A 14,009-nucleotide genomic window follows, 5' to 3' on the forward strand; every position below is an offset into this window, starting at 1 on the left:
CGACCCGAACTCCCGTGCGGCGAACGCCGGCTTGAGAGCGTTAGGTACGGAACCGCATTCAGTAATGAACACGCCGGTCCTCCTGTGTGGCCCGGTAACGGACGTTCCACAGGTTGCGGCGGATGTAGGTGCGTTGGAGCCAGCGGTCGCGGCCGTCGTGGCGGGCCCGGAAGGTGGAGCGCGCGTGGACGCCCTTGCGGTTGTTGATCAGCAGGGCCTGGCCCGGTTCCAGCCGTACGGTGTGGGCGACGGACCGGCAGGCGTCCTGCAACGCGTCGAGGGCGGTGCCGGCTCCGCGGGTGAGCGGGCGGGTGCCGTTGGCGGAGACGGTGATCTCCGGGAAGCGGGCGGCGCCGCTGAGGATGGGCACCGGTTCGGACAGCACCTCCTCCCCCACGCTGGTGGTGTAGCTGCCGGGTGCGTTGAGTCGGTAGAGCGGGCTGCGCAGCGTCTCGACCAGAGGGTCCGGCAGGTGCCGGCACAGGTCGCGGGCGTCGGCGTAGTACGTGAAGGCGTCGTTGCCCGCCGCGCCGCGCAGGCAGTTGAGGACGAGGAAGTCCGGGTTGGCGACGTCGTAGCGGCCGGTGGTGTCGTAGGTGATGTCGCTGTGGAAGTTGAGGAAGACCGCGGAGCCCTGGTTGGTCTGGGCCCGCGCTCCCTCCCGGACCGGGACGACGTCGTGGACGAGCCGGCCGGCCTTCTCGGTGAGCACGCCGATCGGCTCGCCCAGCAGTCCGGTCAGGCCGAGCAGCACGCCTTCGGCGACGAAGCTGTTCTTGGCGGCGGACGGTTCGCCGTCGACCGGGGTGGGCGGCAGTTCTGCGTCCAGTGGCAGGTTGCGTACGAGCATCACGCCCGGGGAGTCGTTGTGCCGGCCGAAGTCCATGATCTGCTGCAGGAGTTCGGTGGGCAGGGCGGCGAAGATGCGGTGGTAGCGGGTCAGCGCCCGGTCGACGTCCGCGGTCGGGTCGGGCAGCAGACACAGCTCCGCACCGATGGTGTCGCGCACCCGGTCGGGCAGTTCGAGGTCGGCGAAGGTCAAGGCGGTCACACTCCGGCGAGGTGGGGCTGCGGTACGGGTTCCATGACGGGCAGGTCGATCCGGTCGTGCAGGCGCTGGGCGACGTGCAGGGCGTCCTCGCCGCTCTCCGCGATGTGCGTGGTGACCTTGGAGCCGCGGATCTCGGCGACCGGGACACCGACGTAGGTGCCGGGTTTGAGGTTCTGGCGGCGCTGCACGGCCTCCAGGTCGACGAAGCCGCCGACGACGGCGACCCACGGTTTCTCGGTCAGCCGCACGGTGTCGATGCCGGCCGCGTGGAAGACGCCGTGCGCCAGGTCGGCGCAGTCGTCGGAGTCGTAACCGAGCACCACGGAGCGCTGGTTGAAGACGATCGCCGCCATCTGGTCGCCCTCCCGGCTGATGGTCGTGCCGCGCGAGAACGGCGCCCGGTTGTAGCGGCAGACGATCTCGATGCCGTGCCGCAGGGCGAGCTGCACGGCCCGGCGGTGCAGCACCTTGGCGCCGTACAGGGACATCAGGGCGGCCATGTTGAAGGAGACCGTCGGCAGCAGCCGTGCGCCGCGGACCAGGTGCGGGTCCGAGGTGTAGATGCCGTCGACGTCGGAGTGGATCTCGCAGGCGGTGCCGCCGAGGGCGCGGGCGACGGCGATCGCCGACAGGTCGGAGCTGTTCTTGCCGAGCCAGGTGGGCCGCCCCTGTGCGTCGATCGCCTGTCCGCCGGGGACGACGACGACCTCGTACTCGGAGAGCGTCCGGTCGAGCGGCCCCGGGTCGGTCTCGATCACCCGGGCCCACAGGAAGGACGAGTTGGTGACCAGGCCGATCTGGTGGCCGGCGAGCACGGTGGCGGTGCGGCCCCTGCGGTGCAGGGCGGTGGCGAGCAGATGGGCGCTGATCAGGTCGGCGGTGGCGAGCATGCCGGCCGGGGTGGCGTCCTCGGGGTGGGCGTTGACCTCGTGCAGCCGGCCCCGCAACTGCTCGGTCTCCCCCTGCATGGCGCTCACCACGACGGCCAGCCGGCGGCCCTCGCGCTCCAGCCTGGCTTCGAGGCCGGCCGCGAGCCTGTCGTAGGCGGCATGGGTACGGAAGGTGGAGCCGCCGAACTTCAGAATGGCAGCGTCGGTCACAGCAACCCCCGGTCGAGAACGGTCTCGGCGATCTGTACGGCGTTCAGGGCGGCCCCGATGCGCAGGTTGTCGGCGACCAGCCAGAGCCAGAAGCCGCGCGGGTTGTGCGGGGCGACCCGGACCCGGCCGACGTGGACGTGGTCCGGGTTGCCCGCGGTCAGCGGGGTCGGGAAGCGGCCCGGGGTCTCCTGGTCGTGGACGGTGACCTCGGGCAGGGCGGCAAGCCGGCCGATCAGCTCGGTGCGGTCGACGGGGGCCGCGGCCTCCACCCACACCGCCTCGGAGTGCGAGTTGACGACCGGGACGCGGACGCAGGTGGTGGTGACGTCGAGGTGCGGCAGGCCGAGGATCTTGCGGGACTCCTGGAGCATCTTCTGCTCCTCCATGGTGAATCCCGTGTCCAGGAGCCGGTCGATGAACGGCACGACGTTGAAGGCGAGCGGGGCGGTGAAGCGTTCCGCGGGCAGATCGGCGTCGGGGTCGTGCAGGGCGAGTTCGCTGCCCTCCTGGAGTTCCTCGATGCCGTGCTGGCCCTGGCCGGAGGCCGCCTGGTAGGTGCTGACGACCACCTGCCGTATCCCCCACCGCTGCTCGACCGTCTGCAGCAGCCGCACCAGTGGGATGGTCGAGCAGTTGGGGTTGGCGATGATGCCGCTCGCCGGGCGGCCGGTGAGGACGTCCGCGTTGACCTGCGGGACGACCAGCGGGGTGTCCGGGTCCATGCGGAAGGCGTTGGTGTTGTCGATGACCAGCGCGCCCTGCGCGGCGGCCGGCCGGGCCCACTTCTGGCTGACGGACGTACCGGCGGAGAAGAACGCGATGTCGACGTCGGAGAAGTCGAAGCCGTCCAGGTCCTCCACCGTGCAGGTACGGCCGTCGACCTCCAGCTGCCGTCCCGCCGAACGCGCGGACGCGGCGAGGCGTACGCCCTTGTGGCGCAGGCCCCGTGTCTCGATCAGCTCGATGAGGGTGTGGCCGACCGCTCCGGTCGCGCCGACGAGGGCGATGCTCGGCGCCTTGCTGTCGCTGACGAAGGTCATCGGGGTTCTCCGATCCGGGTGAGCGCGGGTGCCGCCGCCTTGTCCCCGTGCGTACGGCGGCCCCCGGACGGCAGCAGCCGCCAGCCGAGGTTCACGCCGAGGCCCGCCAGGACGATCAGCGGGACGCCCAGGGCCTGCAGGAGCGTGATGTGGTGCCCGTACACGGTGAAGTCGGCGAGGATGGCCACCGCCGGGTAGACGAAGGACAGGACCGCGATCTTCGCGGTGGGCAGCTTCTGGTACGAGGCGTACAGCAGGATGTACATCAGGCAGGTGTGGATCACGCCGAGTCCGACCAGCCAGGCCCAGTCGGCACCCAGACCGGCGGTCCTGCCGAGCGACGTGAACGGCAGCAGCAGCGGGATGCCGACCAGCACCTGGGTGAGGGCGGTGAGTTCGGGGCGTACGGACTTCAGATGCTTGGCGATGACGGTGGCGAAGGCGTACAGCAGGGCGGCGAGCAGGGCCTGGCCGACGCCCAGGAAGTAGGCGTCGCCCTTCTTGCCGTCGGCCGAGGTGAGGTCGGCGACCAGGAGCACGCCGAGGAAGGCGAGCACGATCCAGCCGGCCTGGTGGCGGTTGAGCTTCTCCTTGAAGAGGACGAGCCCGAGGATCACGACGTAGAACGGCTGGGTGTGGTAGACGACGGTCGCCACCGAGATCGACGTCTTGGTGTAACTGCTGAACAGCAGCACCCAGTTGAAGACGATGCACACGCCGCCGAGGACCGCGAGGGCGAAGGTGCGGCGGGTGAAGTTGTGGTTCCTGAACAGGCCGCGGGCCAGGCAGTACGCGGCGAGGGCGACGGCGCCGAAGACGCAGCGGAAGAAGACCACGTTGAAGCTGGGCTGGCCGGACTCGACGACGAAGACGCCGAGGGTGCCCGACAGGACCATGGCCGCGGTGAGTTCGACGGCTCCTCTGGTCTGCTGCTGACGGCTGGGGGTGCTCACAGTCGGTACCTCTTCTCCGGGGTTCTCCGGGTGGATCCGCGTCTCAGTGCAGGGGCACGGCGTAGTGCAGACCGCCTCTGGTCCACAGCTCGTTGGGGCCGCGCGGCACGTCGAGGCCCGAGGCGCGGCCCAGGTTGCGTTCGTACAGGTCGGCGTAGCTGCCCACGGCGTCGAGGACGCGGGCCGCCCACCGCTCGTCGAGGCCGGCGGCGGGGCCGTGACGTCCGGCCTGGCGGGCGACGGCCTCGCGGCCCGCGGCGCCCGTGCGATGGCTCTCGTACTCGGCGGCGAACAGCAGTTGCAGCACCCAGCGGCAGATCCGGAACCATCCGGGGTCGTCGTCGCGCACCACGGCGGCCATGGGCTCGCGGGAGATCTCGGCGGGCAGGATCCGGTGCGCCTCAGGGTCGGGCAGCGTACGCCTCGCGCCCGCGAGGGCCACCTTGTCGAGGACGTACGCGGCGCACTCGCCGGAGGCGTAGGCATGCAGCGCCGCGGCGGGGCTGTCGAAGGTGACCGGTTCGACGGCGAGGCCCCGCGGCCGGTACCAGGCGGTCAGGTTGGCCGGGGAAGTGGACCCGGCGTGCACGGCGAGGCGACGGCCCGCAAGGTGGGCAGGGTCGTCGACACCCGAATCCGAGGGAACGAGGAAACCCTCCCCGTCGTAGCAGGTGACCCCGGCGAAGAGCAGCCCGTGCGCGGCCTCGCGGCCCATGGTCCAGCTGACGTTGCAGACCGTCAGATCGGCGGCGCCGTCGGCGAGTCGGCTGAGCCGGGCGGCGGATCCTGCCGGGCACCAGTCGACGGCTTCGGGGTCGTCCAGTACGGCGGCGGCGACCGCGCGGGCGATGTCCGCGTCCAGACCGGTCCATCGGCCGTCGGCGGCGCACAACGAGAGCCCCGGCTGCCCCTGGGAGACCAGGGCACGCACGGCACCGTGCGCACGGACGGCGGCCAGAGTGCCGGCGAGGGCCGTACGGGCGGTCATGCCGCGCTCCGCGGCACACGGACGTAACGGTGCTCCATACGGACCGACCCCGCCGACGGCCGATCGGCCCCCGGCACGGCCGTACACACCGCACCGACGAGACCGGACCAACCAACAGAGGCACGGGCGCCGAGCCCGGCCAGGGGGGCGGCGACCGCCGTGCGGGCCCTCATGCCACGCTCCCCAACAACGAACCGACCACGGTCCTCACGGTCGTAACACCGCTCCCTGCAGGCCAACCCCACCGACCACCGGCCGGTCCCCGGCACGAGCGTGCACACCGCACCGGCCAAGCGCACACAGGGACCGAACCGGCCGCCGAGCGCGGTCAGAGGGGTGGCGAGCACCGTGCGGGGCCTCATGCCGCGCTCCCCAACAGCGAACCGACCAAGGTCCTCACGGTCGTCACACCACTCCCTGCAAGCCAACCCCACCGACCACCGGCCGGTCCCCGGCACGAGCGTGCACACCGCACCGGCCAAGCGCACACAGGGACCGGACCAGCCGCCGAGCGCGGTCAGAGGGGTGGCGAGCACCGTGCGGGGCCTCATGCCGCGCTCCGTAGCAGCGAGCCGACCAGGTCCTCGCGGTCGTAGCGGCGTTCGTTGTAGGCGAGCATGGTGGTCAGGCGGTCGGCCGTGAGGGGGGACGTGCATGCGGTGTCCGTGTCGCGGACCGTGACCGGCATGCCGCCCGCCTTCGACCAGCTGAGCATGCCCTGCTCGTCGATGACGGCTCGGGCGGCGCCCGCGTTGTCGCGGTGCAGGCAGAACGGCACGTCGAGGACGCCGCGGGCGAAGGCGGTGACCAGGGCGGAGCCGACGGTGCGGCCGAGTTCGAGGGTGGCGTGGATCAGGGTGCGGGCCTCGGTCAGGAGGCCTGTGTCCGTGGGCGGGGGGCACTTGGTGACCGCGCAGTCGGCGGCGGCCTGCCGGGCGACGGCGTCGGCGAACTCCAGCGCCTCGGCGTTCTCCTCGATCGCGGGGATACGGCGGGCCTCGGCGGGCGTCTTGACGATCAGCCGCTCGGAGCCGCTGTGCACGGCGAGGCGGACGCTGTCCTCGACGAGGCGGTAGGAGCCGATGGGGGTGCGCGGGAAGACGCCCATGTAGGTGTAGAGGGTGACGTGCCAGTCGACGCCGGGAAGGTGCTCGGCCGCGAGGCGGCGCAGGGCGGCCAGGGCCTCCAGGTCCTGGCCCAGGTGCACCTGTTGGGCGTAGCTGAGGGAGATCGAGCGCAGCCCGTGCTCATGGAAGAACATCGCCTCCAGGACGCTGAGCGCGACCAGGAGGGAGGGCGGGCAGAGCTGGCCGAGCATGCAGCCGCCGAAGGTCTCCAGGTGCATGGGGTCGGGGGCGCCGGCGGCGAGTTCGCTGCAGCGGGCCCAGTTGTCGGTCGCCTCGGGGAGGGGGACACGCCCGTAGGGCAGGCAGTACGACACCGGTCCGCCCTCGGTGGCGTCGACGCCCGCGGCGACCATCGTGCGGAACAGGTCGAGCGGCAGGGGCGAACCGTGCCGTACCTGGACCGGGAAGTCGGGACCCGAGACCTCGCGCAGCAGGTCGCGCACGGTCCCCGCGCCGTGGGCCAGCAGCGGGAAGCCGTTGAGCTCGGCTCCCTCGCGCAGGGCGCGGCGGGCGGAGGCGTGGTCGCCGACCCGGGTGTAGCTGTCGAGCGTGATGGTGCCGACCGAGGTGGCCCGGCACTCCCGCACCGCGCTCAACCCGGCCCGCATCCGGGCGAGTTCACCGAAGCCCATACGGGGCTGCACGACCAGCTGCCCGGCCGCGGCCGCCGTCCGGACGAAGTCGGCGAACCGGGGCATCAGCGCGGCACCCCGGCGGTGAGGGGTTCGCGTACGGCTGTTGCCTGGGCCAGCCCGGCGAGGTAGTCGCCGAAGGCGGCCAGGGTGCGGCCGGCCGGCTGCTCCGACTCGTTGAAGACGGCGTCGAAGCCCGCGTCGAGCAGCCGTCGGCCCTCCTCTGCGTCCGCGCCCCGCACGCCGAGCTTGCCTCCGATGACGACCGGCAGGGCGGCCAGTTCGGGATCGCGGCGCAGGGCGCGGATCAGGCGCAGGCCGTCGAGGTGGCCGTGGCCGTTGACGGTGCTCAGCACCAGGAGATCGGGGCGGTCGGCGCCGCGGCAGGCGTCCATGACGGTCCCGTCCGGCGGGCACACTCCGAGATTGGTCACCTCGTGCCCGGACTCCTCCAGCAGCAGCTGCAGATAGACCAGATTCCACATGTGCGCGTCGGAAGAAACGCTGGAAACGACGATACGGAGAGACATACCCATCACTCTTGGATTCGCCCGGGCGAATGTACAGAAGCCGCCGAACGGATTCCCCGGAACCGGAGATCAGGAATTTCCATACGTCAGGTGTCCGGGGTGTCCACGGCGCCGAGCAGACCGAGCCGGGCGGCGGCCGCGCCCAGCTGGAAACGGGTCACCACCCCGAGTTTCGCGCACATTCCGGCCAGATAGCGGCGCAGTGTGCGGGTGGAGACGCCGAGGCTGCGGGAAATGGACTCGTCGGATCTGCCGCATTCCAATTGCCGCAGTATGGCCACTTCGATGTCGCAGATGTCGCCGAACATGTCGGCCTCCGGGATTGCTACGGATCGCTACAGAGCGAAGTGCCGCTCCAGGAAATCCGTGGCGACTCCCCCGCGGCGGAACTCCGGGTGGCCGAGTATCTCCTGGTGCATGCGGATCGTGGTGTGCACGCCGGGGCCCGACACCTCGAACTCCGACAGGGCGCGCAGGGCGCGGTCCAGGCAGGTGGCGCGGTCCGGTCCCCAGACGATCAGCTTGCCGATCATCGAGTCGTAGTAGGGGCTGACCCGGGAGCCCGGCACGTAGTCGGTGTCGACGCGGACCCAGGGGCCGCCCGGGGTGCGGTAGTTCTCCAGCAGGCCGGGCGTGGGCGCGAAGCCGCGGTCGGGGTCCTCGGCGTTGATGCGGCACTCGATGGCATGGCCGCGGACCTCGATGTCCTCCTGCTTGACGGTCAGCGGGGAGCCGGAGGCCACGCGCAGCTGTTCGCTGACCAGGTCGACGCCGGTGACGAGTTCGGTGACCGGGTGCTCGACCTGGATCCGGGCGTTCATCTCCATGAACCAGAAGGCGTTCTGCGCGTCCGGGTCGGCCTCCAGCAGGAACTCCACGGTTCCCGCACCGCGGTAGCCGACCGCGCGCGCCCCGGAGACGGCCGCCGCGCCGAGCCTGGCCCGTAGTTCGGGCGGGATGCCGGGGCCGGGTGACTCCTCGACCAGTTTCTGGTGGCGGCGCTGTACGGAGCAGTCGCGTTCGCCGAGGTGGACGGCGCCGTCGAAGTCGTCGCACAGCACCTGGATCTCGATGTGCCGGGTGTCGGTGAGGTAGCGCTCGATGTAGACGGCGCTGTTCTTGAACACCGCCAGGGCGCCGGCCCTGGTCGTGGTGTAGGCGTCGCGCAGGTCTCGCGGCCGGCGCACGACCGTGATGCCGCGCCCGCCACCGCCCGCCGCGGCTTTGATGATCACCGGGTAGCCGATGTCCCGCGCGATCTCCTCGGCGGCCTCCACCGAGTCGACGGGCTCGGTGGTGCCGGGCAGCAGCGGGAGACCCGCGGCCGTCATGAGCTTGCGGGCGGTGGCCTTGTCGCCGACGTTCTCCATCACGTCCGGCGGCGGGCCGATGAAGGTGATGCCGTCGTCCGCGCAGATCTCGGCGAAGTAGGGGTCCTCGGAGAGGAATCCGTAGCCGGGGTGGATGGCCTCGGCGCCCGTCTTCACGGCGGCGCCGATGATGTTGGGGATGTTGAGGTAGCTGCGGGTGGGCGCGCCGGGACCGATGTGCACGGCCTCGTCGGCGGCCTTCACGAACTGCGCGTCGGCGTCCGGGGTCGAGTACACGGCGACCGTGCGGACCCCGAGGTCGCGGCAGGTCCGGATGATCCGCAGCGCGATCTCGCCGCGGTTGGCGATGAGCACCTTGTCGAACATGTCGTCGTCCGCCCCTGCCTCAGCCGGCCGGGACGAGGTCGATGAGCGGCTGTGCGTACTCGACGACGTCCCCGTCCTGTACGTGGATGGCGTGCACGGTGCCCTTGACCTCGGCGGTGATGGAGTTGAGCAGCTTCATCGCCTCGATGATGGCCAGCTGCTGCCCGGCCTCCACGGTGTCGCCGACCTTGACGAGGGGCTCGGCTCCCGGGGAGGAGGCCTGGTAGTACGTGCCGACGAGGGGCGCGGTGACCCGTACCAGGTCGGCGGGGGCGGTCTCCGGCTCCGGGGCCGCGGCCGCTGCCACGGGGGCCGCCTGCACGGCCGGGGCGGCCGGAGCTGTCGGCGCCGGCGGGTTCTCCCACTCCACGTCCACGCTCAGAGCGCCGGCCCGCAGGGTGATCCGCCGCAGTGTGCCGGGGAGTTCACCGGCGAGGCGCAGGGTGTGGGCCCGTAGCTCCTCCACCGTCATGTCGGTGCTGTCCTCGGCTCGGGTGGTGCTCGCCTCAGTGCTCATCGTGCGTCTCCCAGTCCACTACGGGCTGCAGTTGGGGGTCCCCGAAGCGGTCGTACCGCCTCCGTCGGGCGTCGACGAGCTGCTCGCCGGAGAGGTCGAGCAGCGGGGCGAGGGTCCGCGCGAGGGCGCTCTTGACCGTCAGCGCGGTGGTGTGCGGGGCGGTGTGGGCTCCGTCGGGCGGCTCGGGCACGATGCCGTCGACGACGCCGAGGCGGAGCAGCTCGGACGCGGTCAGGCGCAGGGCGTCGGCCGCGCGGCCCGCGTGTTCGGCCGTGCCGAAGAGGATGGTGGAGCACCCTTCGGGGCTGATGACCGAGTAGTAGGCGTTCTCCAGGATCAGCACGGAGTTGGCGACGCCGAGGGCGAGCGCGCCGCCGCTGCCGCCCTCGCCGGTGACGACGGAGACCACCGGGACGCGCAGCCGGGACAGTTCGAGGATGCACTCGGCGATGGCCACGCTCTGGCCGCGTTCCTCGGCACCGATGCCCGGGAAGGCGCCCGGCGTGTCGATGAACGCGATCACCGGCAGCCCGAACCGGTCCGCGAACCGCATCAGCCGCAGCGCCTTGCGGTAGCCCTCGGGGTTCGGCATGCCGAAGTTGCTGCGCACCAACTCGGCCGTGTCATGGCCCTTTTGGTGACCGAGGACGACGACGCTCTGCCCGCCGAACCGGGCGATCCCGCCGACCAGCGCTTCGTCGTCACCGAAGGCGCGGTCGCCGTGCAGGCCGACGAAGTCGTCGAAGACGTACCCGATGTACTCCAGGGTGGTGGGCCGCTGGATGTCGCGGGCAAGGGCGACGGTCTCGCGGGTGGTGCGGGTGCTGGGCACCGGGTGTGTGAGCACCGAGTTCCCGGATCCTTCGGGGAGTTCGGGAACGGAAGGGCCGAGCAGGGCGAGCAGTCGCGCCAGCTGCTCCCGTTGGCTCTCCCGCGGTACGACGGCGTCGATCATTCCGTGTTCGAGGAGGAACTCGGCGCTCTGGAAGCCGGACGGGAGCTCCTGGCGGATGGTGTTGCGGATGACCTGGGGCCCGGCGAAGCCGAGGAGGCTGCCGGGCTCGGCGAGGACGACGTCGCCGAGCATCGCGAAGGAGGCGCTGACCCCGCCGAAGGTCGGGTCGGTGTTGAGGTTGATCACCGGGACGCGGGCCTCGCGCAGGGCGGCGATCCACTGGGAGGTCTTGGCCATCTGCATCAGCGACAGCGCGCCCTCCTGCATCCGCGCCCCGCCGGAGGCGGCGATCAGGAGCAGCGGCAGCCGCTCGGCGAGGGCGGTGCGGGCCGCGGCGGCGACGGTCTCACCGACGACCGTGCCCATGCTGCCGCCCATGAAGGTGAAGTCGAGGACGGCGACGACCAGTTGACGGCCGCGCACACTCATCCGCCCGGCGAGCACGGCGTCCTGCCGTCCGGTCCGGGCCTGGGCGTCCCGCAGCCGGTCGGGGTACGGCTTGCTGTCGCGGAAGCCGAGCAGGTCGCGCGGCGCATAGCTGTCGGGGAACGCCTCGAAGCTGCCGGCGTCGGCGAGCTGGGCGATCCTCACGTCGGGCGGGATACGGAAGTGGAACTGGCACTCGGGGCACACCTTGCGGTTGCGGTCGAGTCGTTTGCCGTAGATGTAGGCGCCGCAGGACGCGCACCGGCGCCACTGGACGTCCTGTCCGGCCCGGATGGGCCCTGGTGTGGTCGTCACGTTGTGCTCCGCTCTTGTCGACTGCCGCTGCCGCGCTCCCGTGGCACCGGCGCGGCCCGCTGGGGCCGGCTCCCGGTGGCCGCGGCGATGCCGAACGGCGGCATGTTGCGGTAGACGGTGTGCATGCGCGCCGGGTCGACGACATACGCCTCGTGGTAGATGCCGACCGCGCCGTTGTCGGCGACGGTGCGGTTGAAGCGGCCCCAGGCGGGCCGGTGGGCGGCGTTCGTGTCGTGCGCGTACGCCATCAGTTCGTCCATGGAGCCCCAGTACTGGATCACCACCACCGTGCGGCCGATCCAGGTGCGGGCGCCCAGAAAGCCGTACTCCTTCTGCTTGTGGAGCTCGACCAGCATGGGGACCATCGCCACGAAGGACGGCAGCCAGCGGTGCACCTTCCAGAAGCTGTTGATCCGCATGCCGATGAGGAACACGACGGTTCCCTCGGGCGGGTCCGCCACCTGGGGCACTAGCTCGACCTTGGCTGCCACGGAATCTCCTGGAGGGGGGCTCAGAAGGGGTACGTGCGGGGTGGGGTGCTGGTGGTGAGGGTGCGCCAGCGGGTGAACGCCTCGAGGCTGGCGCGCCCGCCGAAACCGGAGCCGTTGCCGGAGGCGCCGATGCCGCCGAAGGGCAGAGCGGCGTCCTGGACGACGGTCTGGTCGCCGATGTGCGTGACTCCGCAACGGAGTTGACGGCCGATCACCGAGCCGCGGCCGGTGTCGCCGGTGTAGACGGCGGCGGTCAGGCCGTGGTCGCTGGTGTTGGCGAGGCGGACGGCCGCCGCGTCGTCCGCGAAGGCGGTGACCGTGGCAACCGGTCCGAAGACCTCCGTGTGGAAGACGTCCATCTGCTCGCTGACGTCGGCGAGGACGGTCGGCGGGTAGTACGGCGGCTGCGGGCGCCCTCCGGTGACCAGCCGGGCGCCCTGGGCGACGGCCTGCTCGACGGCGTTGGCGACGGTCGTGAGCTGGCGCCGGTCGATGACGGGGCCGATCTGTGCGTCCGAGCGGTACGGGTCGCCGATGCGCAGGGCGGCCGCATGCCGGGCGAGCGCCTCCGTGTACTCCGCGACGATCGACCGGTGCACCAGGTGACGGCGGGCGGACATGCAGATCTGCCCCTGGTGCAGGAAGGAACCCCAGGCCCCGGCGGCCGCGGCCTGCTCCACGTCGACGTCGTCGAGCACCACGAAGGCGTTCTGGCCGCCGAGTTCGAGCACGACCCGCTTGAGCAGCCGCCCGCACAGCGCGCCGATCTCGCGGCCCACCTCGGTCGACCCGGTGAACGACACCATGGCCACGTCGGGCGCCTGCACCAGCGCCGAGCCGGCCTCCGCGTCGCCGTGCACGACCTCCAGGACGTTCGGCGGCAGCCCCGCGTCGGCGAACGCCTCGACGAAGAGGCGGCCGCCGCTGAGCGGGGTGTGCGGGTCGGGCTTGAGGAGCACGGTGTTGCCGAGGGCGAGCGCGGGGCCCAGGGAACGGGCCGCGAGCAGCAGCGGGAAGTTCCAGGGCACGATCACGCCGACCACGCCCAGCGGGACGCGGGTCACCTCGGCCGTGCGCTCGGGGTCGTCGGCGGGCGGGTGCGGGAGCCCGGGATGCCGGGCCAGCCGTGCGCCGTGCCGCAATTCCTGTGCGGCCTGGTGAACTTCGAAGAACGCCTTGCCCGGGATCGCGCCGCCCTCCCGCACGAGCAGCTCCTGTGCCTGCTCGGCGCGCTCCACCAGGAGGTCGGCGGCGCGTTCGACGATCGCGGCGCGCTCATCGGCGGGCGTGGCCGCCCAGGCGGGTGCCGCGGCGCCTGCGCGGCGGGCGGCGGAGGTGACGCGGTCGGGGGTGGACAGCTCGACGGCGCCGAGCGCTTCGCCGGTGGTGATCTCCCGGCTGACCAGCCGGGTCTCGGACGCGGTGAGGGCGGTCACCTGGGCACCTCGGTTTCGGTTGCGTCGTGGGTGCGTACGGGGCAGCGGGCGCAGTCGTCGTCGAGGGCGGCCGGAGTGCCGTCCCGGTCGAGGGCGCGCCGCAGCCGGCGCAGACAGCGGGTGCGGATCGGGCCTACGGAGCTCACCGGCATGGACAGCGCGGCGGCGATCTCCTGGTAGGAGGCCGGCGGGTCCTGCAAGGCCCGCAGCAGCAGCTCTCGGCACTGGTCGGAGAGGCTGTCGAGGGCGCGCAGCACCTCCTGGCCGCGGTCGGCGCGCAGGGTGATCTGCTCGGGGCTCTCGTGGTGGTCGAGCAGATGCTCCAGCGAGGCGCTGTCGCCGACCATGACCAGACGCCGGTCGCGGGTGGCCGCCTTGATGGCCTCGCGGCGGGCGACGGTGGCGAGCCAGTCGCCGAGCCGGTCGGGGTCGCGGATGCGGTCGGCGTTCTGCATCAGCCGGAACCAGGTCAGCTGGCGCACGTCCTCGGCGTCGACCCGGCTCACCCGGTGGCTGCGGGCCACCGACCAGACCAGCCGGCCGTACCGGCCCACGGTCTCGTCCCAGGCCTCCGCCTCGCCACGGGCACAGCCCGCGAGCAGCTCCGCGTTCCCCTTCGCCGGCATCGCTCGTCCTCCGTCTGCGACCGCCCGCACGGCAGCGGGCTCCGGCTTCCATGCAACACAGCGGGCGTTACGGCCGGAAACGGATGGCGGCGTCAGGTAGCGGTCAGACCAGGAGTGGACAGCGT

At 71.9% G+C, this 14,009-nt stretch carries 14 protein-coding genes; all 14 read right to left on the reverse strand.

What is annotated here, in order from left to right:
* Positions 1-58 precede the first annotated feature (58 nt).
* On the reverse strand, positions 59-1,042 hold the full coding sequence (locus IH68_RS0143425; RefSeq protein ID WP_199931989.1) for a TauD/TfdA family dioxygenase: 984 nt from the start codon (positions 1,040-1,042) through the stop codon (positions 59-61).
* A 5-nt stretch (positions 1,043-1,047) separates the two neighbouring features.
* Positions 1,048-2,151: an aspartate kinase gene (locus tag IH68_RS0143430; RefSeq protein ID WP_030947723.1), complete on the reverse strand. Its 1,104-nt coding sequence runs from the start codon at positions 2,149-2,151 to the stop codon at positions 1,048-1,050.
* A complete protein-coding gene (locus IH68_RS0143435) occupies positions 2,148-3,191 on the reverse strand; it encodes an aspartate-semialdehyde dehydrogenase (RefSeq protein ID WP_030947726.1) in 1,044 nt (347 codons plus the stop codon). The genes IH68_RS0143430 and IH68_RS0143435 overlap by 4 nt, the downstream gene beginning before the upstream one ends.
* On the reverse strand, positions 3,188-4,087 hold the full coding sequence (locus IH68_RS0143440; RefSeq protein ID WP_051834023.1) for a DMT family transporter: 900 nt from the start codon (positions 4,085-4,087) through the stop codon (positions 3,188-3,190). Before IH68_RS0143440 ends, IH68_RS0143435 begins: the two co-directional genes overlap by 4 nt.
* Positions 4,088-4,187: 100 nt before the next feature.
* A complete protein-coding gene (locus IH68_RS0143445; RefSeq protein ID WP_030947730.1) occupies positions 4,188-5,132 on the reverse strand; it encodes a transporter substrate-binding domain-containing protein in 945 nt (314 codons plus the stop codon).
* 547 nt (positions 5,133-5,679) lie between these two features.
* A complete protein-coding gene (locus IH68_RS0143455) occupies positions 5,680-6,957 on the reverse strand; it encodes a methylaspartate mutase (protein ID WP_037886225.1) in 1,278 nt (425 codons plus the stop codon).
* Positions 6,957-7,421 carry a cobalamin B12-binding domain-containing protein gene (locus IH68_RS0143460; RefSeq protein WP_234341778.1) on the reverse strand — a complete coding sequence of 155 codons (465 nt, stop codon included), beginning with the start codon at positions 7,419-7,421 and terminating at the stop codon, positions 6,957-6,959. Before IH68_RS0143460 ends, IH68_RS0143455 begins: the two co-directional genes overlap by 1 nt.
* Positions 7,422-7,507: 86 nt before the next feature.
* On the reverse strand, positions 7,508-7,729 hold the full coding sequence (locus IH68_RS0143465; RefSeq protein WP_030947744.1) for a helix-turn-helix domain-containing protein: 222 nt from the start codon (positions 7,727-7,729) through the stop codon (positions 7,508-7,510).
* A 27-nt stretch (positions 7,730-7,756) separates the two neighbouring features.
* Positions 7,757-9,118 (reverse strand): acetyl-CoA carboxylase biotin carboxylase subunit, encoded by a 1,362-nt coding sequence (accC, locus tag IH68_RS0143470; RefSeq protein ID WP_030947748.1) that lies wholly within the window; start codon positions 9,116-9,118, stop codon positions 7,757-7,759.
* Between the two features lie 19 nt (positions 9,119-9,137).
* Complete coding sequence (locus tag IH68_RS0143475; protein ID WP_037886227.1) at positions 9,138-9,635, reverse strand: acetyl-CoA carboxylase biotin carboxyl carrier protein; 498 nt, start codon at positions 9,633-9,635, stop codon at positions 9,138-9,140.
* The gene (locus IH68_RS0143480) at positions 9,625-11,331 is read right to left on the reverse strand and encodes an acetyl-CoA carboxylase carboxyl transferase subunit (protein ID WP_030947754.1); all 1,707 of its coding nucleotides are present in this window, start codon (positions 11,329-11,331) and stop codon (positions 9,625-9,627) included. The genes IH68_RS0143475 and IH68_RS0143480 overlap by 11 nt, the downstream gene beginning before the upstream one ends.
* A complete protein-coding gene (locus tag IH68_RS0143485; RefSeq protein ID WP_063763595.1) occupies positions 11,328-11,822 on the reverse strand; it encodes a DUF4188 domain-containing protein in 495 nt (164 codons plus the stop codon). Before IH68_RS0143485 ends, IH68_RS0143480 begins: the two co-directional genes overlap by 4 nt.
* Before the next feature lie 20 nt (positions 11,823-11,842).
* Positions 11,843-13,258 (reverse strand): aldehyde dehydrogenase family protein, encoded by a 1,416-nt coding sequence (locus IH68_RS50800; protein WP_234341779.1) that lies wholly within the window; start codon positions 13,256-13,258, stop codon positions 11,843-11,845.
* Positions 13,255-13,884 carry an RNA polymerase sigma factor gene (locus tag IH68_RS0143495; RefSeq protein WP_051834015.1) on the reverse strand — a complete coding sequence of 210 codons (630 nt, stop codon included), beginning with the start codon at positions 13,882-13,884 and terminating at the stop codon, positions 13,255-13,257. The genes IH68_RS50800 and IH68_RS0143495 overlap by 4 nt, the downstream gene beginning before the upstream one ends.
* Positions 13,885-14,009: the final 125 nt, after the last annotated feature.

The organism is Streptomyces sp. NRRL S-646, assembly GCF_000720765.1.
Taxonomy (GTDB): Bacteria; Actinomycetota; Actinomycetes; order Streptomycetales; family Streptomycetaceae; genus Streptomyces.

Coding starts and splice junctions, on each gene's coding strand:
- IH68_RS0143445 (WP_030947730.1), bottom strand. CDS start 5,132: ATGACCGCCCGTACGGCCCTCGCCGGCACTCTGGCCGCCGTCCGTGCG.
- IH68_RS0143465 (WP_030947744.1), bottom strand. CDS start 7,729: ATGTTCGGCGACATCTGCGACATCGAAGTGGCCATACTGCGGCAATTG.
- accC (WP_030947748.1), bottom strand. CDS start 9,118: ATGTTCGACAAGGTGCTCATCGCCAACCGCGGCGAGATCGCGCTGCGG.
- IH68_RS0143475 (WP_037886227.1), bottom strand. CDS start 9,635: ATGAGCACTGAGGCGAGCACCACCCGAGCCGAGGACAGCACCGACATG.
- IH68_RS0143435 (WP_030947726.1), bottom strand. CDS start 3,191: ATGACCTTCGTCAGCGACAGCAAGGCGCCGAGCATCGCCCTCGTCGGC.
- IH68_RS0143440 (WP_051834023.1), bottom strand. CDS start 4,087: ATGGTCCTGTCGGGCACCCTCGGCGTCTTCGTCGTCGAGTCCGGCCAG.
- IH68_RS0143460 (WP_234341778.1), bottom strand. CDS start 7,421: ATGTCTCTCCGTATCGTCGTTTCCAGCGTTTCTTCCGACGCGCACATG.
- IH68_RS0143495 (WP_051834015.1), bottom strand. CDS start 13,884: ATGCCGGCGAAGGGGAACGCGGAGCTGCTCGCGGGCTGTGCCCGTGGC.
- IH68_RS0143455 (WP_037886225.1), bottom strand. CDS start 6,957: ATGCCCCGGTTCGCCGACTTCGTCCGGACGGCGGCCGCGGCCGGGCAG.